A 21,968-nucleotide genomic window follows, 5' to 3' on the forward strand; every position below is an offset into this window, starting at 1 on the left:
GAATCTGAGCTCGACTCGGTCTTTCACGTCGGCGTAGCTCTCCCAAACACCTCGGTCAGTCCCCTCTCCCTTTGGGAGAGGGTTAGGGTGAGGGGGCTTGTGGAGCTGGCGCGTTTCCTGCAAGTCCCCTGTAAATCGCCATAAAACGAGCGCTCGCGGTCACTCCAGCGGCGCCCGGAGCGGCAAAAGGTTTAGCCAGACGGCCCGCAGCGCTCAACAAAGCCATGCGCAGCCCGGTGAAGAACAAGAGGGGAGACGATGAAGGCAGTTATTTTGGCGGGTGGCCTCGGCACGCGCATCAGTGAAGAGTCGCACCTCAAGCCCAAGCCAATGATCGAGATCGGCGGCAAGCCAATTCTCTGGCACATCATGAAGCAGTATTCCGCCCACGGAATTCACGACTTCGTGATCTGCCTCGGCTACAAGGGCTATGCGATCAAGGACTTCTTCGCCAACTACTTCCTGCACACCTCTGACGTCACCTTCAACATGCGTGAAAACCGCATGGACGTGCACCAGAATTACAGCGAGCCGTGGAGCGTCACGCTCATCGACACCGGTGAGGAAACCATGACCGGTGGTCGTCTGCTGCGTGCCGGCCGTTACCTCAAGGATGAAGAGGCGTTCTGCTTCACTTACGGCGACGGCGTTTCCGATATCAACATTGCTCAACTCGTGGATTTCCATAAAGGCCACGGCCGTCTCGCGACCGTCACTGCCGTGCAACCGCCGGGCCGCTACGGCGCGCTTGAGCGTCAGGGTGATCAAGTGCTGGGCTTCACCGAAAAGCCTCGCGGTGACGGTGGCTGGATCAATGGCGGCTTCTTCGTGCTCTCGCCGAAAGTGCTGCCGTACATCGCCGATGACGCCACCACTTGGGAAGCCGAACCGCTGGCGCGTCTGGCCGCGGACGAACAGTTGAAAGCCTTCGAGCACGAAGGCTTCTGGCATCCGATGGACACCCTGCGCGACAAGAACCATCTCGAAGCGCTGTGGCAGAGCGGGGAGGCCCCATGGAAGCAATGGGCCTGAGTGCGGATTTCTGGCGCGGCAAACGCGTCCTCGTCACCGGACACACCGGTTTCAAAGGCAGCTGGCTGACCCTGTGGCTGCAAAGCCTCGGCGCGCAAGTCAGCGGCTTTTCCCTGGATCCGTCGACTGAGCCGAGCTTGTTCGAACTGGCGCGGGTGCATGAGGGCATCAACGATCAGCGCGGTGATCTGCGGGATCTCGGTGCCTTGCTGGAAATCATCGCCGACACCGAGCCTGAGATCGTTCTGCACCTGGCGGCTCAGCCGTTGGTGCGCGAAGGCTATCGCGATCCGCTCGGCACGTACTCCAGTAACGTCATGGGCACGCTGAACCTGCTCGAAGCGATTCGTCAGGTCGGTTGCGTGCGCGCCTGCGTGCTGGTGACCACCGACAAGGTCTACGCCAACAAGGAATGGCTGTGGCCGTACCGCGAAGACGAAGCCCTTGGTGGCCACGATCCTTACAGCAGCAGCAAGGCCTGCTGTGAATTGCTCGCACAGTCGTATGCCGCGTCGTTTTTCCCGGCGGACAAGTACGCCGAGCACGGTCTGGCCCTGGCCACCGCGCGCGCTGGCAACGTCCTGGGCGGCGGCGATTTTGCCCCGGAGCGCCTGATTCCCGACGTGCTCAAAGCGTGGAGCGCCGACGAACCGGTGACCCTGCGTTATCCGCAAGCCGTGCGCCCGTGGCAGCACGCGCTGGAGCCGCTGGCCGGTTACCTGCAACTGGCCGCCGGGCTCTACGAACAAGGCCCGGAATACGCCGGGGCGTGGAACTTCGGCCCGGGTGAAGCGGACATGTGCAGTGTCGGCGAAGTGGTCGAATTGCTCGCCAGCCGCTGGCCGCAGGCGTGCGGTTTGCGCATCGAAAAAAGCGAACTGCACGAGGCCGGCCTGCTGCGTCTGGACAGCAGCCGTGCACGCCAAGTACTTGGCTGGCATCCGCGCTGGACCTTGCAGCAATGCCTGGCCCAGACCCTCGACTGGCACCTGGCGTGGCAGAACGGCGATGACATACGCAACGTCACTCTCGGCCAACTGAACCTGTACCGAGGCGCGTTGTGAGCGAATTCTCCCTGAAGGCATTGCCGCTGGCCGGACTGTTCAGCGTCCAGCACAAACGTTTCGAAGATCAGCGCGGACACTTTGCCCGGCTGTTCTGCGAAGGCAGCCTGAGTGCGTTTGGCAGTGAGTTCCATATCCGTCAGATCAACCATTCCTGCACCCGTGAAAAGGGCAGTGTGCGTGGTCTGCATTATCAGAATGCCAATGCCCCGGAAGCCAAACTGATCACTTGCCTGCGCGGTGAAGTGTGGGACGTGGCGGTGGATCTGCGCCCTGACTCCGAGACTTTTCTGCACTGGCACGCCGAGCATCTGAAGGCTGGCGACGGCCGCAGTCTGTTGATTCCGGCCGGGTTCGCCCATGGTTTCCAGACCCTCACCGAAGACGCCGAACTGCTTTACCTGCACAGCGCCGATTACGCGCCGGAGCACGAGGGCGGGCTGTCGGTGAATGATCCACGGCTGGCGATTGCCTGGCCGTTGCCTGTCAATAATTTGTCAGCGCGTGATTCCAGCCATCCCGCGCTCGATCAACACTTTGCTGGAGTGCGTCTATGAACTGCCGTGGGTGCGCCGCACCGCTGAGCCTGCCGCTGATCGACCTCGGCACCTCGCCACCGTCCAACGCCTATGTGCACGCTGATCGTCTTGAACAGGCTGAGCAGTGGGTGCCGCTGAAGGTCGCGGTGTGCCAGCAATGCTGGCTGGTACAGACCGAGGATTACACCAGCGCCGACAGCTTGTTCGACGCCGAGTACGCCTATTTCAGTTCGTTCTCCAGCACCTGGCTGGCCCATGCCGAGCGCTATGTCGCCGAGATGGTCGAGCGTTTCGGCCTGACCGCCGACAGCCGTGTGGTTGAAGTCGCCGCCAACGACGGTTACCTGCTGCAATACGTCGCCGCTCGCGGCATTGCCTGCCTGGGCGTTGAACCGACGCGCAGCACTGCACAAGCGGCACGCGAAAAAGGCCTGGAGATCCGCGAACTGTTCTTCGGTTGCGACACTGCTGCGCAACTGAAAAGCGAAGGTTGGGGCGCTGACCTGATGGCGGCCAACAACGTGCTCGCCCATGTGCCGGACATCAACGATTTCCTCGGTGGCTTCGCGACGCTGCTCAAGCCGACCGGCGTCGCCACCTTCGAATTCCCGCAACTGCTGACGCTGATGGCTGGCGCGCAGTTCGACACGCTGTATCACGAACACTATTCCTACCTGTCGCTGACCGCCGTGCAGACCCTGTGCGAGCGCAATGGTCTGGAAGTCTTCGACGTCAGCCAACTGACCACCCACGGCGGTTCGCTGCGGGTGTTCGTCCAGCGCAAGGACGGTGAACGCCGCGCGGTTCAACCAGCGGTGCAACAACAGTTGCAGGCCGAGTTCGAGGCCGGGGTAAAAACCGTCGAGTACTACGCAACCCTCGCGCCTGCCGCTGAACGCATCAAGCATGACTTGCTGCGCTTTCTGTTGCAGGCCAAGGCCGACGGCAAGCGGGTAGTCGGTTACGGCGCGGCGGCCAAGGGCAACACCTTGCTCAACTACGCCGGGGTCAAACCGGACCTGCTCGCCTGGGTGGCTGATGCCAACCCGCACAAGCAAGGCAAGTTCCTGCCGGGCAGCCGCATCCCGATCGTCGCGCCGGCACAGATCGACATCGAAAAACCGGACTACGTGCTGGTGCTGCCGTGGAACCTGCTGCACGAAGTCAGTCAGCAACTGGCGCAAGTGCGTCAGTGGGACGGCCGCTTTGTGATCGCCGTGCCCGAGTTGAAAGTGCTGTGAAGGTACTGGTTACCGGCGCTACCGGTTTTGTCGGCCGCCATCTGGTTGCGGCGTTGCTGGCCCGTGGCTGCGAGATCCGCGCCGTGGCGCGCAACGCAGAAACCGCGCAAGGCATGCCGTGGATCAACGACGTCGAGTTTGTGAGCGCGGATATTCACGCCGCCGATCTCGATGTCGCTGCGTTGACCGTTGGTATCGATGCGCTGGCGCATCTGGCCTGGCCGGGCTTGCCGAACTATCGGGCGCTGTTCCATTTCGAGCACAACCTGATGGCCGATTACCGCTTTATCAAAAGCGCGGTCGAGGCGGGCGTGCAGCAGGTGCTGGTCACCGGCACCTGTTTCGAATACGGCATGCAAAGCGGTCCGCTCAGCGAAAGCTCCGCGCCGCAGCCGAGCAACCCTTACGGTCTGGCCAAGCATACGCTGCACCTGTTTTTGCAAAACCTGCAGCAGGAACTGCCGTTCACGTTGCAGTGGGCGCGCTTGTTCTATCTGCATGGCGAAGGGCAGAACCCCAACAGCCTGTTGGCGGCTCTGGACCGGGCGATCGATACCGGTGAGGCGTCGTTCAACATGTCGGCCGGTGAGCAGCTGCGTGATTTTCTGCCGATTGAAAACGCTGCCGGTTACCTCGCCGCGATCCTGCAACGACACGACTTCGACGGCGTGATCAATTGCGCCAGCGGCCAACCGGTGTCGGTGCGTTCATTGGTTGAACAGCGCCTGCGCGGACGTGGCGCGACACTGAATCTGAACCTCGGCCACTACCCATATCCGACCCACGAGCCCTTGGCGTTCTGGGCGGTGACCGAGCGCTTGCAACAGTTATTGGGAGAGCCGCAATGAGGCACGAGTTGTACCGGGTCACCGACCTGCCGGTGCTGCAGAATCGCACCTTTGCCGATCCCGCGTCGGCGCAGGCCTCGGCCAGTGCCGACATGCTGTTGGTGCAGGACGAGCGCAGCGGTCTGATCTTCAACGCGGCGTTCGACGCCGACAAGCTCAGCTACGACGCCGATTACCAGAACGAGCAGGCGCATTCCGGCCAGTTCCAGAAGCACTTGAGTGACGTCGAAGGCATCATCGCCAAGCACTTCAAGGGCCAGGAGCTGATCGAAGTCGGCTGTGGCAAAGGCTATTTCCTGGAATTGCTCAAGGGCCTCGGCTATTCGATCACCGGCATTGATCCGGCGTACGAAGGCGAGAATGCCGACGTGATCAAGGCACCTTTCACACGGGGCCTGGGTCTGGCAGCGGACGCCATCGTCCTGCGCCATGTGCTGGAGCACATTCAGGATCCGGTCAGTTTCCTCGCGGAAATGGCCAACGCCAATCAGGGCGGACAGATCTACATCGAAGTGCCGTGCTTTGACTGGATCCTCGAGCACAAAGCCTGGTTCGACCTGTTCTACGAACACGTCAATTATTTCCGTCTCGATGACCTGCGCCGGATGTTCGGCACTGTGCACGAGGCCGGTCACCTGTTCGGTGGCCAATACCTGTACATCGTCGCCGACCTGTCGACCTTGCGCCTGACTCCGGATCAACCGGTGCCGCGCCTGAGCCTGCCTGACGGTTTCACCGCCAGCCTCGATCGCGCCGTGCAGATCATTCAGTCCGCCCCCGAGCAGGGTTCGGCGATCTGGGGCGCTTCGTCCAAAGGCGTGATTTATTCGCTGTTCCTGCAACGTGCCGGTGTGGCGGTGGATCGTGTGGTGGATATCAATCCGGCCAAGCAGGGGCGTTATCTGCCGTTGAGCGGCGCGCGGGTGTCCTCGCCGCAAGAGGCCATGGACGCGCTGCCCGAGGGCGCCAACCTGTTTGTGATGAATTCCAATTACCTCGAAGAGATCAAGCGGATGACCGGTGGACGCTACGTCTATCACGCCGTCGACAGCGCTTCGTTTCAGTGACCCTTGAGATTATTAAAATGACCGACAACAGCATCAACCAAGCCTTCGAAGCCGAGTGCCGGGAACAGATTGCCCAGCAGGGTGACGACCAGAAACTGACGGGTCTGGCCCGCGATTTCTTCAACGAATCGGCCAAGCACAAATACAGCTACCACTTCTCGTGGATGGGCCGTCCGATCATCCAGTTGCCACAAGACATGATGGCCATGCAGGAGATCATCTGGCAGGTCAAACCGGATCTGGTCATCGAGTGCGGCATCGCCCACGGCGGTTCGATTATCTACTACGCCTCGTTGCTGGAGTTGCAGGGCCACGGCGAAGTGCTGGGCATCGACCTCGACATTCGCCCGCACAACCGCGAAGCGATCGAAAGCCACCCGATGGCCAAGCGCATCAAGATGATCGAAGGCTCGAGCATCGACGCCGGCATTGCTGCCCAGGTGCAGGCGGCGGCCAAAGGCAAGAAAGTCATTCTGGTTCTGGACTCCAACCACACCCACGATCACGTACTGGAGGAGCTGCGTCTGTACGCACCGCTGGTGTCGGTCGACAGCTACTGCGTGGTCATGGACACCGTGGTTGAAGACATGCCGGCCGATTTCTTCCCGGATCGTCCGTGGGGCCCGGGCGACAACCCGAAAACCGCCGTGTGGAAATACCTGGAAGAGAACCAGGATTTCGAGATCGACCAGCAGTTGCAGAACAAGCTGTTGATCACCGTGGCGCCGGACGGCTATCTGCGTCGCGTCCGTTAATTCGCAACATCACCAAGCGTTGTTTCGGCGAGTCGCCGGTTGTGGAGAGAAGTTATGCAAGGCAAGTACAGTTCTGAACTGGCGGTACCGCTCGAAGAGCTATTGACCGTCGTCCTGATTACTCACAATCGGCCGGCGTTTTTGCGCCGGGCGGTGAAGTATTACAGCAGCTTGCCCTGCAGAATCATGGTGCTCGATTCGACACTCGAACGACCTGAAGGCGACTTTGACGCCGTCGATTACCACCATGTGCCGCAGTTCGCCTACTGGGGCATGCAGGCCAAACTGGCGTATGGCGTGGAGAAACTGACCACGCCATACATGGTGCTGGCGGCCGACGACGATTTCATCCTGCATGATTCGCTGGCGGAGTCCGTCGGTTTCCTGCATGCCAACCCTGATTACGGGATGTGCCACGGCTATTGCCTGATGTACCTGTCATTGGCTCATGGCGTGAACTACTACCGCCGCGACAAGAAAGTCCAGGAAGACTATGCGTCCGAGCGGGCGCAGGAGCGCGTCCTCGATTACATGAACCAGTACATCCCGCCGTTCTACGCGGTGACCCGTACTGATCTGATGAAAAACTGGCACTCGGCGTTGCCGCCGGGGACCAATTTCCAGTGGCAGGAAATCGGCCACGTCTACTACCTGCTGGCCAGTGCCAAGGCCCGCATCCTGCCGATTCCGTACGTAGTGCGCGAGATCAACTACGGTGTCTCCGAGCACAATACCGATGTGTATCACTCGCTGACCTACGTCGACGCCAAATCGGTCGCCGAACGAGAGGCGTTTGCCGAGTTTCTCGTCTCGCTGCCTACCGCTATCGAAGGGCTGGATGCCGGGCAGGCCAAGGCCTTTGCCCTGGAGAGTTTCGAGGCAATGGCCGACAGCCTGAAGTCCGGGCGGGCGCTGACTGCCGAGCTGATTATCGAATCGACCTGGAACCAGGAACTGAAGGCGCCGGATCGTCGTTTTGGCCCGCTGCAGTACGTTGAAATGCCGTTCTACAACCAGGCATTCTTTGAGCGTCTGGAGCAGTTCGAATTCATGTTGCACACCCTGCCGGCCGGTCGCATGCAACTGGAAGGACTGGAAGGCGTGTGGGCCCGGCAAGCGCACCTGTTGCAGGCGCGCAATAACGACACGGCGGAAAGTGTGGTTGACCGGTTATGGCAGGCCCATGATCTGAATGCGTTCAACCTGACCGTGGTCAAACGTCTGGCGACCCAACTGGACATCGTCGGCGACGAAAGCGCTGCGCAAGCCATGCGCGAGTGGATCGCCCGTCTCGAAGCGCTATTGGTCGAAGATCATCAGCCAGTGTTCGGCAAAATGAAGTCCGGTCGCCTGTTGCAGTGGCTGGCGGCTCGCGCGCCGGCGATCGAACAACTCGAGTCGATAGGCCAACATCTGGCGACTGAGGGCGGTGGCCCGCAATTCGGCATTTTCCTGCTTGATCTGGACAACGACATCGACAAGTTGCAGGTGTCGCTCGACAGCCTGCTGGAAGGTCACTGCAAAGCGTTCAGGATTGTCGTGTTCACCACCGGCGAAGCACCGGCGGCGACGACGGCACAAAACACCCTGCACTTTGTTCGTGTCACCCAAAGCAACTTTGTCGACAAGCTCAACCAGAGCGCTCAGCAGTCGCCAAGCGATTGGTTGCTGCTGGGTGAGGCGGGTGACCAGTTCACCGCCAGCGGCCTGTTGCGCGCCAGTCTGGAGCTGATGTCGGCCGAAGGTGTGCGTGCGGTGGCCACCGATGAAATCCAGCGCAAGGACAATGGCGCGCTGGTTGACGTGTTCCGTCCGGGTTTCAACCTGGATCTGCTGCAAAGCGTGCCGGCACTGATGGCGCGCCATTGGTTGATCCGCCGCGAAGTGTTGCTTGAAGCCGGCGGATATCAGGCTGACTTCAGCAAAGCGCTGGAATTCGACCTGCTGTTGCGCATCATCGAGCAGGGTGGCCTCGACGGTCTGGCGCATCTCGACGAGCCGTTGCTGATCACTCAGGCGGCAGAGCTTGAAGAAAACGCCCACGAACGTCAGGCGTTGCTGCGTCATCTGGGCAATCGCGGCTACAAGGCCAAGGTCACGTCGACGGCGCCGGGCACCTGGCAAATCGATTACCGTCACACGGAACAGCCGCTGGTTTCGATCATTGTGCCGGTCATCGATGATCTGCCAGTGCTGCGCCGCTGCCTGGAAGGCGTGCTGCTCAGAACCCGTTACAGTCGTTATGAAGTGTTGCTGGCGGCAAACGCCAATCAGTCGGCAGCGGTCAACGACTGGCTGGGCACGCTGCGCCACGCCAAAGTCAATGTGTTGCGTGCCGATCACCCGCTGAGCGAAGTCGCGCTGTACAACGCCGCCAGCGAGCAGGCTCAAGGTGAGTATCTGGTGCTGTTGGCCGCAGACAGTGAAGTCGTCAACCCGAACTGGATCGATTCGCTGCTCAACCACGCCCAGCGTCCGGAAGTGGGCATCGTCGGTGCGAAATTGGTCGACCGTGACGGCAAGGTGGCCCAGGCCGGCTTGATTCTTGGCCTGAACGACGGCGTGGGTTCGGCCTTCATCGGCGAAAGTCACGCAGCAGACGGCTACATGCATCGCTTGGCCGTCGAGCAGAATTACTCGGCCGTGTCGAAGGTCTGCCTGATGGTGCGCAAAGAGCTGTTCAACGCGCTTGGCGGGCTGGATGAAGTGACGTTCGTCGAGGGTTATGCCGATGTCGATCTGTGCCTCAAGGCGAGTCAGGCCGGCTACCTCACCGTGTGGACGCCGTTGGTGCAGGTGCTGCATACCGGCGAGTTGCCGCAGGCGCCAGAAGCACTGGCGGCACTGCGTGAGAAATGGAGCGCCGTCTTCGCGCAGGATCCGGCTTACAACGCCAACCTGGCGCTGAGCGGAAAAGGTTTCACCCTGGGTGAAAATGCCTCGGTCAACTGGGCACAGTTGCTCGCTTAAGCGCGCCGGACAGGAATCAGCATATGTTCAACGGTAAATCGATTTTCATCTCCGGCGGCACAGGTTCGTTCGGGCGCAAATTCATCACGCGCCTGCTCGAGCAATACCAGCCCAAGCGCGTGGTGGTGTTCTCCCGTGACGAGCTGAAGCAGTATGAAATGCAGCAGACGTTCAACGCGCCGTGCATGCGTTATTTCATTGGTGACGTGCGCGACGCCGATCGTCTGCGTCAGGCCATGCGCGGCATCGATTACGTGGTGCATGCCGCGGCGTTGAAGCAAGTGCCGGCGGCGGAATACAACCCCACCGAATGCATCCGCACCAACGTCAATGGCGCGGAAAACATCATTGCCGCCGCCATCGACAACGGGGTGAAAAAAGTTGTCGCGCTGTCCACCGACAAAGCCGCCAGCCCGATCAACCTGTACGGCGCGACCAAGTTGCTCTCGGACAAATTGTTCGTCGCTGCCAACAATATTGCCGGCGAGCAGGAAACGCGGTTTGCCGTGGTGCGCTACGGCAACGTGGCCGGTTCCCGTGGTTCGGTGGTGCCGTTCTTCAGCAAACTGATCGCCGATGGCGCACAGGAACTGCCGATCACTGACGAGCGCATGACGCGGTTCTGGATCACCCTCGACCACGGCGTGCAATTCGTCCTCGACAGCTTTGCGCGGATGCACGGCGGTGAAGTGTTTGTGCCGAAGATTCCATCGATCCGCATTGTCGATCTGGCGCGCGGCATGGCTGAACACCTGCCGCACAAGAACGTCGGCATTCGTCCCGGCGAGAAGCTCCATGAATTGATGGTGCCGCTGGACGATGCGCGGATGACCCTGGAGTTTGCGGATCACTACACCATCCAGCCGTCGATTCGCTTTACCAGCGTCGATGTTGATTTTGCCGTCGACAAACTCGGCGAGCAGGGGCGTGCCGTGAGCGAGGATTTCGAGTACCGCTCCGACACCAATCCGCATTTCCTTTCGGTCGGGCAGATCGCTGATCTGCACGCGAAGCTCTCGGCATGATTCCCTACGGTCGGCAGAGCCTCGATCAGGCAGACATCGATGCCGTCGTCCAAGTGCTGCAGTCGGACTGGCTGACCCAAGGGCCGAGCATCGAGCGTTTCGAGCAGGCAATGGCCGAGCGTTGCCAGGCTGACTTCGCCGTCGCGGTGTGCAACGCCACAGCGGCGCTGCACATTGCCTGTCTGGCCGCAGGCCTGGGGCCGGGTGATCGTTTGTGGACAACGCCAAACACCTTTCTTGCCTCGGCCAACTGTGGACGGTATTGCGGTGCCGAGGTTGATTTCGTCGACATTGATCCGCTGACCTGGAACCTTGATGCGTTCGCTCTCGAAGCGAAACTCGATCAGGCTGAGCAGGGCGGCACTTTGCCCAAAGTGCTAGTAGCGGTGGCGTTCTCCGGGCAGAGCTGTGACATGCGCAAGATTGCCGAACTGGCCGAGCGCTACAACTTCACCGTGATCGAAGATGCGTCTCACGCGGTCGGTGCCTCCTACGCCGGGCGGCCGGTCGGCTGCGGTGAGTTCGCAGCGATGACGGTGTTCAGCTTTCATCCGGTGAAAATCATTACCAGCGCCGAGGGCGGCATGGTGCTGACCAATCGGCCGCAACTGGCCGAGCGCCTGCAGCGTTTGCGCAGCCACGGCATGACCCGCGATGCGCAGCAGATGAGCGAACCGAGCCACGGCCCGTGGTATTACCAGCAGATCGAGCTGGGTTTCAATTACCGCATGACCGATCTGCAAGCCGCGCTGGGTTTGTCGCAACTGAGCAAACTCGACGACTTCATCGCCCGACGTCGTGAACTCGCGGCGCGATACGATCGCTTGCTGGCGTATCTGCCGGTGACGTTGCCCAGCTCTCAGCCCGAGGCGGAATCGGCTTGGCACCTGTATGTGATTCGGCTGCAGACCGACCGCATCGGCCTCAGTCATCGTCAGGTGTTTGAAGGCTTGCGTGCTGCCGGTGTTGGCGTGAATCTGCACTACATTCCTGTGCACCTGCAGCCGTACTATCGCGACCTGGGTTTCGCCGAGGGCGATTTCCCCGAGGCCGAGCGTTATTACGCCGAGGCGATCAGCCTGCCGCTGTTTCCGCTGTTGAGCGATGCGCAACAGGATTACGTGGTCGAGCAATTGCGTCGGCTGACCGAATAATTGCCGCTGAGGCAATGGATGAGTATCTGCAATGCGTCATTTGAGTGAGCAGGAAAAGTTCTGGCAGGGCGACTTCGGCAACCAGTACGTCGCGCGCAATGTCGGTCAGCCGCTAGTGGCGGCGAACCTGGCGTTGTTTGCCAAAGCGCTGAGCCGGGCTGCAGGTATCGAGAGTCTGGTTGAGCTGGGCACCAATGCCGGCAACAATTTGCAGGCGTTGCATCAACTGTTGCCGCGTTGTGAACTGTTCGGCGTCGAGATCAACGACAGCGCCTGTGCTCAGGCACGGGCGTTGGACATTGCGCAGATCTGGCATGGCTCGCTGTTCGATTTCCCGCGCGAGCGCCGCTACGACCTGACCCTGAGTAAAGGCGTGCTGATTCACTTGGCCCCGGAGCTGTTGCCGACCGCTTATGCGCAGTTGTACGCGTTGAGCCAGCGCTACATCCTGATCGCCGAGTATTACAATCCGGCGCCGGTAGAAGTGTCTTATCGTGGCAACAGCGGCAAACTGTTCAAGCGCGATTTTGCCGGTGAAATGCTCGATCGCTATGCCGATTTGCACTTGCTGGATTATGGTTTCGTCTATCACCGCGATCCGCAGTTTCCTGTGGACGACATCACCTGGTTCCTGTTGGAAAAACGTCCTTGAGCAACGTCGCAATCATCCCGGCCCGTGGCGGTAGCAAACGCATCCCGCGCAAGAACCTTTTGCCGTTCGACGGCGTGCCGATGATTGTCCGTTCGATCCGCACCGCGGTCGATTCCGGCTTGTTCGACCTGGTGGTGGTCAGCACGGACGATGCCGAGATTGCCGAGGTGGCGCGAGCGCACGGTGCACAGGTGCCGTTCATGCGTCCGGCGGCGTTGGCCGATGATTTCACCGGCACTGCTGCGGTTATCGTGCATGCGCTGGAGCAACTGCCATCCTTCGATTTCGCTTGCTGCATTTACGCTACGGCACCGCTGTTGCAGGTGCGTTATCTACGTGAAGGCCTGGAGTTGCTGGAACGGTATGCAGACAAGTCGTTTGCGTTCTCCGTTTGCGATTTCGGCTTTCCGGTGCAACGGGCATTGACGCTGGACGAGCAGGGCGCCTTGCGCGCGTTGTATCCCGAGTTCCGCAACAGCCGCTCGCAGGACCTGCCCAAAGCTTTTCAGGATGCCGGTCAGTTTTATTGGGGCCGTCGTGAGGCGTGGTTACGCGGCGAGGTGCTCTATTCGCCAGCCAGCCTGCCGGTGATTCTGCCCCGGCATCTGGTCCAGGACATCGATACCGCCGAAGACTGGAAACGTGCCGAGTACCTTTACGCCGCGCTCAAGGCTGGTGGAGAACTGCAATGAGAGTGCTGATTCGCGCCGACGCCTCGCCGACCATCGGCAGCGGGCACATCGCCCGCTGCCTGCCGCTGGCGCGAGTGCTGCGCGCGCAGGGCAGTCATGTCGCCTTCGCCTGTCGACGGTTGCCGGGACATCGTCTGGAGGCATTGCGCGCCGAGGGTTTCGAAACGTTCGCGCTGCCTGAGCGCTACGCCAATGAAGATCCACAGCAAGCCATCGAATCGATGCTGCCGTGGCAGGCCGACATTGATGCGCTGGGCTCGCAGCTTGAAGGTCAGGCCGAGTTTGACTGGATCATCGTCGACCACTACGGTCTCGATCATCATTGGCAAACCGCTGCACGGCGCTGGGCGCATCGAATTGCAGCGGTGGATGATCTTGCCACCCGGCGCTACAGCGTCGATTTGTTGCTCAATCAGAATCTTTCCGGCCTCAGTGAAAACTATGCGCCGTTGCTGCCCGAAGGTTGTCGCACGTTGCTCGGGCCGCGTTATGCGCTGTTGCGCGAAGAATTCAACTGCCCTGCCATCGAGATCAAGCCCAAGGCGCGCCGGGTACTGGTGAACTTCGGCGGATTCGATGCCGCAATGCAAACCCACCACGCGATGCTGGCCCTGGCGGATTTCACCGAGCTGCAGGTGGACTTCGTCGCTGGCGCCGATAATCCGGCGTGGGCGCAGATGCAGGCATTGGCCGAGACACGGCCGAACTGGCGTCTGCACAGTTTTGTCAGCGATTTCTACCAGCGCATGAGCGAAGCCGACCTGTTTGTCGGCGCCGGTGGCGGCACCAGTTGGGAGCGCGCGGCGTTGGGCTTGCCGACAATTTGCATTGCCGTGTCGAACAACCAGCAGGCCAACGGCGAAGTCATGGCCGTAACGGGGGCACATGTTTTCATGGGCGCCCGTGAGCAGGTCAGTGTCGAGCAGTTGCGCGACGCCATCGGCTTCGTCGCCGACAATTATTATTTGCGACAGGGCCTGGCCGAACGCTCGCGGCAACTGGTCGATGGACGCGGAGCGCTGCGCGTTGCTGCCGCTCTGGCCGGCGCAGTGCTGGCCATCCGTCCCGTCACGTTAGAGGATGCACGGCTGTTGTTCGATGGTCGCAATGCCGAACCGGTGCGGCGTTGGTCGCTGGCGAGCGCTGAAATCGACTGGTCGCAGCACGTCAACTGGCTGACCGCCAGTCTGCGTAATCCGCAGCGTTTACTGTTGATCGCCGAAGCCGATGACGGCCCGGTCGGTGTGTTGCGTTACGACCTGCGCGGGTTTGCTGCCGAAGTATCGATCTATCTGCTTGAGGGACGTTTCGGCCTGGGTTGGGGCAAGGCGCTGCTGGCGCGGGGCGAAGCGTTCGTCACCCGCCACTGGCCGCAAGTGACCGGCATTACTGCTCAGGTACTGCCGGGCAATCGTGCCTCGTTGAATGTGTTTCATGACGCCGGGTTCACTCAGAGTGCCTGTACGTTCACCCGTGTTTTGAAGGATCACCCCGATGACTAGTTTCAAGATTGGTAACCGCTTGATCGGTGCCGATGCGCCGCCCTTCATCATCGCCGAGATGAGCGGCAACCATAACCAGTCGCTGGACGTGGCCCTGCAAATCGTCGACGCGGCGGCCAAGGCCGGGGCACATGCCTTGAAACTGCAAACCTACACCGCCGAAACCATGACCCTGGATTTGTCTGAAGGTGAGTTCTTCATCAAGGATCCGGGCAGTCTGTGGGCGGGTACTTCGCTCTACGATTTGTATGAAAAGGCCCATACGCCGTGGGAATGGCACGCGCCGATTTTTGCTCGTGCCAAGGAACTGGGGATGCTCGCGTTCTCGACACCGTTCGATGACAGCGCCGTGGACTTTCTCGAAAGCCTTGATGTGCCGGCCTACAAGATCGCCAGTTTCGAAAACACTGACTTGCCGTTGATCCGCCGCGTGGCCGCCACCGGCAAACCGCTGATCATCTCCACGGGCATGGCCAGCATCGCTGAACTGGATGAAACCGTGCGCGCCGCGCGTGAAGCCGGCTGCAAGGATCTGGTCTTGCTCAAATGCACCAGCACCTACCCGGCGACACCGCTCAACAGCAACGTGCGCACGATCCCGCATCTGCGGGAACTGTTCGGTTGCGAGGTGGGGCTGTCCGACCACTCGATGGGCGTAGGCGTGTCGGTGGCTGCGGTGGCGCTGGGGGCGACGGTGGTGGAAAAACACTTCACCCTCGACCGTTCAGCAGGTGGCGTCGATGCGAGTTTCTCGCTGGAACCGGCGGAAATGGCCAGCCTGGTGGTGGAAACCGAGCGCGCCTGGCAAGCCATGGGCCAGGTGCATTACGGCGTTACCGAGGCCGAGCGCAAGTCGCTGGTCTATCGCCGCTCGCTGTACGTCACTGCCGACATGGCCGCCGGTGACACCTTTAGCGGGGACAATCTGCGCGCCATTCGCCCCGGTCTCGGCTTGCCGCCCAAGCACGCCGAAGCCGTCCTCGGCCGCCGCGCGCGCGCGCCAATCAAGCGCGGCACGCCGCTGGACTGGTCGTTGGTCGAATAACCCGATCTGCACCGATTCGGCAAAATAGCGTGACCTGCGAGTCATAACGCGCATCTTCACTGTATTGTATTGATCGGGGAGATGGCGCCTGGCTCGTTTTCGATTCCAGTGATAGCCCTTTGCGCTCCCCGTGGCTGCCCGTTGTGGCGGCCGTTTTCTGTTTGTCGGCGCCCCTCGAAATCCTTGCGAGCGGTGGTCTTGGGCTGTTTTTTATTGGGAAGCCGTAATGATTGGCATAAAAAGCATTGCGAGCTACGTTCCTGTAGCCGGCGTGGACAATTACGCACAAGGTGCAAAATTCGAGAAGGATGAAGAATTCATCCTTGGCAAGATCGGTTCGGCATTCCTGCCGCGCAAAGACGCTGAACAAGAAACCTCCGACCTGTGCGTGGAAGCGGCCAATGCGCTGTTTGCCAGCAACCCGGATCTGAAACGTGAATCGATCGACGCATTGATCGTCGTCACCCAGAACGGTGACGAAGAAGGCCTGCCGCACACGGCTGCAATCGTGCAGGACAAACTCGGTCTGCCGACCAACGTGGCGGCCTTCGACATTTCCCTGGGCTGCTCCGGTTATGTCTACGGCATCTACGCGATCAAGGGCTTCATGGAAGCCGCCGGCCTGAAGAACGGCCTGCTGATCACCGCCGACCCGTATTCGAAAATCGTTGACCCGGAAGACCGCAACACCACCATGCTGTTTGGCGATGCCGCAACCGCTACGTGGATGGGTGAAGATCCGACCTGGGCGCTGGGCAAGGCCAAGTTCGGCACCGACGGCTCCGGTGCACCGCACTTGAAAGTGACCGATGGCGTGTTCTTCATGAACGGTCGTCAGGTCTTCAACTTTGCGCTGCTCAAAGTCCCGGCACACTTGCACGAACTGCTCGACGATTCCGGTCTGAAGGCCGATGACATCGATGCCTTCTGCATTCACCAGGGCAGTGCGGCGATTGTCGATGCCGTGGCGCGGCGCTTCGAAGGCGAGCCGGAGAAGTTCATCAAGGACATGGTCGAGACCGGGAATACCGTGTCGTCGAGCATTCCGTTGCTGCTGGAGAAACACGTCATCGATTCCGACTGGCAGCGTATTGCCTTGAGCGGTTTTGGTGTCGGTCTGTCATGGGGCTCGGCGATCATCTATCGCCCTTGAGTCCGAGCAAAAACGGCGGATACAAAAATAGCGTTCAAGGTTAACCTTGAACGCTATTTTTTTGCCTGGAAGGGAGCGCGAGGCGCCATGAGCGAGTTTTTTCAAGCCAATGCCGAGGTGTTGCAACGGCGCTGGCCGGCGCTGTTCGAACGACTGATGGCGCAAGACAGTACGGCCATTGCGGCTCAATTGGTTGAGGGGCTAGGCTCGACGCTGAGCATCAACGGCATCCAGCTCACCAGTCGTCACGATCGCCTCCATGAAGCGCAGATTCAGGCGGCCAGCCTGCCGGACAAGGCGCAACTGCACGTCTATGGCACCGGTCTCGGTGATTTGCCCGGTGTGCTGCTTGAGCGGACGGGATTGCAACGCTTGTACGTGCACATCCTCAATGGCGCGCTGTTTGCGCTAGTGGTGCAACTGCTCGATCAGCGTCAGTGGCTGGAAGACCCGCGGGTCGAGTTGTTTTACGCTGCCGATCATCCGGACTTGTTCACGCCGTTTTTTGCCCTGCCTGCCGAGATGTTGCTGGCTGATGACTACAACGCGAAGATTCGCGATCGGCTGGTCAATGAAGTCCATCTGAGTTTTAACAATCGCGAATTCGACGCGCAGTCGCCGTTCATTCAACAGCGCTTGCAGGACTGCTTGCCGGTGCTGCTGGGTGATGACGATGTGGCGCAGTTGTTTGGTACCTGCACCGATCGCGAGATCTATGTGATCGCTACCGGGCCGACTCTGGAAGGGCACTTTGAACGATTGGCAGCGCTCCGGACTCAGGCTCAGCGCCCGCTGTTCATCTGTGTCGACACGGCGTATCGGCCGTTGATTGAGCACGGGATCGTTCCGGATCTGGTGGTGACCATTGATCAGCGCATCAGCTTCCGTCATTTGCCGTTCGAGGCGTCTGACGGTATCCCGCTGGTGTATTTGCCCATGAGCGATCCCGAAGTTCTGCGGGCCTGGAAGGGCAAGCGCTATGGCGGTTACTCGGCCAGTCCGGTCTACGCCGGGTTGCGTGAACAGCATCCGCGCGCGCTGCTGCACGTCGGCGGCAGCGTGATCCATCCGGCGGTCGATCTGGCGGTGCAAATGGGCGCGTCTCGCATCACGCTATTTGGCGCCGATTTCGCCTTCCCGATGAACAAGACTCACGCGGGCTGGAGCGATGGCGATCTGGGGCCGGGTGTGAATCAGGCGCGGCACTGGGTGCGCGATGGGCAGGGACAGCGAGTCAGTACCCAGCTCAACTTTCGCGGTTACCTGTGTGTGCTGGAACGTTACATCGCTGCGCATCCGCACGTTGAGTTCTTCAACAGCAGCAGGGCGGGTGCGCTGATCGCCGGGACGCAATTCAATCAGGAGTTTGTGCAATGACGGCGATGAAAAAGTGCATCGGTGAATGCCGTCAGTGTGCCGGTCTGTTTCGGCTGGGGCGGGATGTCGAGGCAGCGCTGGGCATGGTTGATATTTTCGAAGATGCACAGCAGTTGCTGCTCTCGGGGTCTGCGGATGTCCAGCAAATGTGGGTGCAGGTGCTCGCGCAAATGCTCGAATGTCAGGAGCGCCAGGACTGGTTGGGGCTGGCTGATTATATGGAGTACGAATTGATCGAGTTGCTGGAAAGTATTTCGGTCTGAACACGCCGACAGCACTGGCCCGCAGCTTTGCGCGGCAGTCGGTTTTATGACGTCATTTTTTTGCGGCTGACGTACTGCTAAGTCTTTGTTTTCTCGGGGGTGGCAGGGTGATGGCAAATTTTTTTCAAAAAGCCCTCAAGCAACCTGCAAACCCGACGATAACTATTACGAAGGTTCTCTAGGCCATACCCGGCGGTTGCCAGGGCCGGAAGCCGCAGTACCCAACCAACGAGGAATTCGTCATGGCTTTAACAGTAAACACCAACACCACGTCGTTGAACGTTCAGAAAAACCTGAACCGCGCTTCCGACGCTCTGTCAACTTCGATGCAGCGCCTGTCTTCCGGCCTGAAAATCAACAGCGCTAAAGACGACGCCGCTGGCCTGCAGATCTCGAACCGTATGTCCTCGCAGATCCGTGGTAACACCCAAGCCATCCAGAACGCCAACGACGGTATCTCCGTTGCCCAGACCGCTGAAGGCGCTCTGCAAGCTACTACCGACATCCTGCAGCGTATGCGTGAACTGGCTGTTAAAGCACGTAACGGTACCAACGGCACTGCTGACCAGACCGCTACCAACGCTGAATTCGCTCAGATGTCCGACGAGATCACCCGTATCTCGGCTTCGACCAACCTGAACGGCAAAAACCTGCTGGACGGTTCGGCTGGTACTGTGACCCTGCAAGTGGGCGCAAACACCGGTTCGGCTAACCACATCGACCTGGTACTGAGCTCCAAGTTCGACGCAGTAAGCCTGTCGGTAGGTAGCGGTACTCTGTCCCTGACCGGTGCTAACGTAACTGGCGCTTCGCAGAACATCGACAACGCGATCACCGCGATCGACGCTGCAATCGCTGCCATCGGTGCAACTCGTGCCAGCCTGGGTGCTTCGCAAAACCGTCTGACCAGCACCATCCAGAACTTGCAGAACATCACCGAGAACACCACTGCTGCACAAGGTCGCGTACAAGATACCGACTTCGCCGCAGAGACTGCTAACCTGACCAAGCAGCAAACCCTGCAACAGGCTTCGACCTCTGTTCTGGCTCAAGCCAACCAACTGCCTTCCGCTGTACTGAAGCTGCTTCAGTAATTTCGGAATGAGTTTGAGCGGGGGAGTGCGCTGGTCGCGCTCTCTCGCTTTTTTCGTTAGGAGGTGATGGGCATGGACATGAGCGTAAAGCTTAACGTGTCTTATCCGGCTCCCAAGCCAGCGACACCTGTTGCTGACAAGCCGTCAGAGACGCCAAAAGTTGCCAAGGTCGAAGCGCCGGTCGCTGACAGGAAAAGTCAGGGCACGGATGACGCCAAGCTGAAACTGGCAGTGCAGGAGATCGAGAAGTTCGTCCAATCGATCAAGCGCAATCTGGAGTTCTCGATCGATGAGCATTCCGGAAAGGTCATCGTCAAGGTGATCGCAAGCGAGACGGGTGAGGTCGTACGACAGATTCCCTCCGCAGAAGCCCTCAAGCTGGCAGACAGCCTCGCCAATGCGAGTCACGTATTGTTTGACGCCAAAGTCTGATAGCTGGCATGAATTATGTTTGTCCGTTCTCAAGATGCGTGTAACGGTCAAAAGAATGGCAACAATCTGAAGGGAGATGCACATGGCAAGTCCAATTCTACCGGGTTCCGGACTGGGTTCCGGCCTGGACATCGGCGCGATCGTGACCGCGCTGGTAAACGCCGACAAGTCTGCCAAGCAGACCCAGATCGACACGCAGACGAAAACCAACTCGCTGAAGATTTCCGGTGTTGGTTCGCTGAAAAGTGCGCTGGCCGCGTTCCAGAAGTCGATGACTGACCTGAACAGTGCGTCGAGCCCTGCGTTCGCCGGTTTCACCGCGACGTCGGACACCCCGGCTGTGCTCGGTGCAACGTCGGACAAGACTGCCGTGCCTGGTACCTACAGTGTTGTCGTGAAGAACCTGGCCACCGGCTCGAAAGTAGCCAGCGCCGCCTTTGCCGGCGGTGCCACCAGTGCCATTCCGAGTGGTACTCTGAAAATCACTCAGAATGGCACTGATTACCCTGTCACGATTCCGGCCAATGCCACCTTGCAGTCGACGCGAGACGCGATCAACACCGCGCAGTCGGCCAATGGTATCTCTGCCAACATCGTGACTGACAGCACAGGTGCCTCGCGCCTGGTGCTCAGTTCGAACAAGACCGGCGCGGGCATGGACCTCAAGGTCAGCGGTATCGCGGGTCTGGAAATCGATGGGACTCAGCCAATGGGCAGTTCGCCTGCGGCGGGTGCATCGGGTGCGGTCGAAGATGTGGCCAAGGATGCAATCCTGACCATCGACGGGCTGACTGTCACCAGCAAGTCCAATACGGTGACCGGTGCAATCAGCGGCATGACGCTGAATCTTGTTACCGCCAGTCCTGTGGACGCGAGTGGTAAGCAAACCGCTGCGACCGTCTCGGTAGCGACCAACACAACAGGCATCCAGACGTCTCTGCAGTCGTTCATCGATTCCTACAACACCCTGAAGAAAACCGTTGACACGCTGTCCAAGGCTACGGCGGACGAGGATGGCAATCTGACGGTGTCTGCGGCGTTCACTGGTGATGCATTGCCGCGTTCGCTGATGGCGGATGTGCGTGCTCAACTGACCGCTCCAGGGGCGGGCGGGCCAGGGCAATTGACCGTGCTGTCGCAGATGGGTGTTCTGACTGACAGCAAAACCGGTTTGCTGACGCTCGACACCGCGGTGTTCAAAACGCGCATGGAAACCCCGGGCATGGCCGGTCAGGTTCAGCAGTTGTTCAGCGGTACCGACGCCAAAAACGGCTTGTTGTCGCGCATGAATACCGCGCTTGATCCGTATTCGAAAACGGGCGGTCTGCTTGATCAGCGCAGTACCAACCTGACGAGTCGAACCACTGCTCTGCAAAAGCAGCAGACAGCCCTGGATCTTCGCGTCACCAGCCTGACGGCAACGCTGACGGCCAAGTACAACGCCATGGACTTGCTGGTAGGGCAGATGAAGGCTACGGCGAGCAACATTACGTCGTTCTTCAGCTCGCTGAACGCTCAGCAGTCCGCGAAGTAAAAGGCGGGCACGACAAAAACCCGGCTACGCTTCATCGGCGTGCGCCGGGTTTTTGTCTTTTGATCTAAAGTTCTGTGATTCGTTGGCGATACACTGGTTATACGAGTCATTGTGGCAATGAGGTAGAACATGAATCCGATGTTAGCCCTTCGGCAGTATCAGAAAGTCGGCGCACACGCTCAGACATCCGAAGCGAGCCCGCACCGTCTGGTGCAAATGTTGATGGAAGGTGGTCTGGCCCGTATCGCTCAGGCCAAAGGCGCCATCGAGCGCAAGGACATTCCTGGCAAATGCACTTCGATCAGCAAGGCGATTGGCATTGTCAGCGGTCTGCGTGAAGGTCTTGATCTGGAGAACAGCGCAGATACTCTGGCTGATCTGGACGGGCTGTATATCTACATGATGAAGCGCCTCGCCGAGGCGAACATCAGCAGCGACCTGCGCATTCTTGATGAGGTTGCCGGCTTGCTGAGCACGGTCAAGGAAGGCTGGGATGCTATTGCCCCTGTGCCTGCTCCGCAGTTTTAAA

At 59.8% G+C, this 21,968-nt stretch carries 21 protein-coding genes; all 21 read left to right on the plus strand.

All coding sequences use genetic code 11. The annotated features are described in order from the left end of the window. The first annotated feature begins 258 nt into the window (after positions 1-258). The 21 genes from rfbF to fliS all read left to right on the plus strand — a co-directional run bounded on the left by rfbF (position 259) and on the right by fliS (position 21,967). Complete coding sequence (rfbF, locus tag BMY54_RS25310) at positions 259-1,032, plus strand: glucose-1-phosphate cytidylyltransferase (protein WP_093439605.1); 774 nt, start codon at positions 259-261, stop codon at positions 1,030-1,032. After that, complete coding sequence (gene rfbG, locus BMY54_RS25315; RefSeq protein WP_093439610.1) at positions 1,014-2,096, plus strand: CDP-glucose 4,6-dehydratase; 1,083 nt, start codon at positions 1,014-1,016, stop codon at positions 2,094-2,096. Before rfbF ends, rfbG begins: the two co-directional genes overlap by 19 nt. Next, positions 2,093-2,653, plus strand: coding sequence for a dTDP-4-dehydrorhamnose 3,5-epimerase family protein (locus BMY54_RS25320; protein WP_093439614.1), 561 nt, complete (start codon positions 2,093-2,095; stop codon positions 2,651-2,653). The genes rfbG and BMY54_RS25320 overlap by 4 nt, the downstream gene beginning before the upstream one ends. Continuing rightward, the gene (locus BMY54_RS25325) at positions 2,650-3,876 is read left to right on the plus strand and encodes a class I SAM-dependent methyltransferase (RefSeq protein WP_093439619.1); all 1,227 of its coding nucleotides are present in this window, start codon (positions 2,650-2,652) and stop codon (positions 3,874-3,876) included. The genes BMY54_RS25320 and BMY54_RS25325 overlap by 4 nt, the downstream gene beginning before the upstream one ends. Continuing rightward, positions 3,873-4,724: an NAD-dependent epimerase/dehydratase family protein gene (locus tag BMY54_RS25330; RefSeq protein WP_093439623.1), complete on the plus strand. Its 852-nt coding sequence runs from the start codon at positions 3,873-3,875 to the stop codon at positions 4,722-4,724. The genes BMY54_RS25325 and BMY54_RS25330 overlap by 4 nt, the downstream gene beginning before the upstream one ends. Next, positions 4,721-5,791 (plus strand): class I SAM-dependent methyltransferase, encoded by a 1,071-nt coding sequence (locus BMY54_RS25335; RefSeq protein ID WP_093439628.1) that lies wholly within the window; start codon positions 4,721-4,723, stop codon positions 5,789-5,791. Before BMY54_RS25330 ends, BMY54_RS25335 begins: the two co-directional genes overlap by 4 nt. 17 nt (positions 5,792-5,808) lie before the next feature. Then, positions 5,809-6,546, plus strand: coding sequence for a cephalosporin hydroxylase family protein (locus BMY54_RS25340; protein WP_093439633.1), 738 nt, complete (start codon positions 5,809-5,811; stop codon positions 6,544-6,546). A gap of 54 nt (positions 6,547-6,600) precedes the next feature. After that, a complete protein-coding gene (locus BMY54_RS25345; RefSeq protein ID WP_093439638.1) occupies positions 6,601-9,516 on the plus strand; it encodes a TIGR00180 family glycosyltransferase in 2,916 nt (971 codons plus the stop codon). Between the two features lie 23 nt (positions 9,517-9,539). Beyond that, positions 9,540-10,541: a UDP-N-acetylglucosamine 4,6-dehydratase (inverting) gene (gene pseB, locus BMY54_RS25350; RefSeq protein ID WP_093439643.1), complete on the plus strand. Its 1,002-nt coding sequence runs from the start codon at positions 9,540-9,542 to the stop codon at positions 10,539-10,541. Then, positions 10,538-11,695, plus strand: a complete 1,158-nt coding sequence (pseC, locus tag BMY54_RS25355) for a UDP-4-amino-4,6-dideoxy-N-acetyl-beta-L-altrosamine transaminase (RefSeq protein WP_093439648.1) — start codon at positions 10,538-10,540, stop codon at positions 11,693-11,695. The genes pseB and pseC overlap by 4 nt, the downstream gene beginning before the upstream one ends. A 31-nt stretch (positions 11,696-11,726) precedes the next feature. Further along, positions 11,727-12,347, plus strand: a complete 621-nt coding sequence (locus BMY54_RS25360; protein ID WP_093439652.1) for a pseudaminic acid biosynthesis-associated methylase — start codon at positions 11,727-11,729, stop codon at positions 12,345-12,347. Then, positions 12,344-13,039, plus strand: coding sequence for a pseudaminic acid cytidylyltransferase (pseF, locus tag BMY54_RS25365; protein ID WP_093439656.1), 696 nt, complete (start codon positions 12,344-12,346; stop codon positions 13,037-13,039). Before BMY54_RS25360 ends, pseF begins: the two co-directional genes overlap by 4 nt. Next, a complete protein-coding gene (gene pseG / locus BMY54_RS25370) occupies positions 13,036-14,541 on the plus strand; it encodes a UDP-2,4-diacetamido-2,4,6-trideoxy-beta-L-altropyranose hydrolase (RefSeq protein WP_093439661.1) in 1,506 nt (501 codons plus the stop codon). The genes pseF and pseG overlap by 4 nt, the downstream gene beginning before the upstream one ends. Beyond that, positions 14,534-15,586 (plus strand): pseudaminic acid synthase, encoded by a 1,053-nt coding sequence (gene pseI / locus BMY54_RS25375; RefSeq protein ID WP_093439665.1) that lies wholly within the window; start codon positions 14,534-14,536, stop codon positions 15,584-15,586. Before pseG ends, pseI begins: the two co-directional genes overlap by 8 nt. Before the next feature lie 226 nt (positions 15,587-15,812). Further along, positions 15,813-16,739: a ketoacyl-ACP synthase III gene (locus tag BMY54_RS25380; RefSeq protein ID WP_007920064.1), complete on the plus strand. Its 927-nt coding sequence runs from the start codon at positions 15,813-15,815 to the stop codon at positions 16,737-16,739. An 87-nt stretch (positions 16,740-16,826) separates the two neighbouring features. After that, entirely contained in the window at positions 16,827-18,116 is a 1,290-nt protein-coding gene (locus BMY54_RS25385) for a motility associated factor glycosyltransferase family protein (RefSeq protein WP_093439670.1), read from the plus strand. Then, positions 18,113-18,379, plus strand: coding sequence for a hypothetical protein (locus BMY54_RS25390; RefSeq protein ID WP_093439676.1), 267 nt, complete (start codon positions 18,113-18,115; stop codon positions 18,377-18,379). Before BMY54_RS25385 ends, BMY54_RS25390 begins: the two co-directional genes overlap by 4 nt. A 242-nt stretch (positions 18,380-18,621) precedes the next feature. After that, positions 18,622-19,473: a flagellin domain-containing protein gene (locus BMY54_RS25395; RefSeq protein ID WP_093439686.1), complete on the plus strand. Its 852-nt coding sequence runs from the start codon at positions 18,622-18,624 to the stop codon at positions 19,471-19,473. A gap of 72 nt (positions 19,474-19,545) precedes the next feature. Continuing rightward, a complete protein-coding gene (locus tag BMY54_RS25400; RefSeq protein WP_093439690.1) occupies positions 19,546-19,905 on the plus strand; it encodes a flagellar protein FlaG in 360 nt (119 codons plus the stop codon). 82 nt (positions 19,906-19,987) lie between these two features. Then, positions 19,988-21,439: a flagellar filament capping protein FliD gene (gene fliD, locus BMY54_RS25405; protein ID WP_093439694.1), complete on the plus strand. Its 1,452-nt coding sequence runs from the start codon at positions 19,988-19,990 to the stop codon at positions 21,437-21,439. 129 nt (positions 21,440-21,568) lie between these two features. Next, positions 21,569-21,967 carry a flagellar export chaperone FliS gene (fliS, locus tag BMY54_RS25410; RefSeq protein ID WP_093439698.1) on the plus strand — a complete coding sequence of 133 codons (399 nt, stop codon included), beginning with the start codon at positions 21,569-21,571 and terminating at the stop codon, positions 21,965-21,967. The last annotated feature ends 1 nt before the right edge of the window (position 21,968 follow it).

The organism is Pseudomonas sp. ok266, from assembly GCF_900110195.1.
Taxonomy (GTDB): Bacteria; Pseudomonadota; Gammaproteobacteria; order Pseudomonadales; family Pseudomonadaceae; genus Aquipseudomonas; species Aquipseudomonas neuropathica.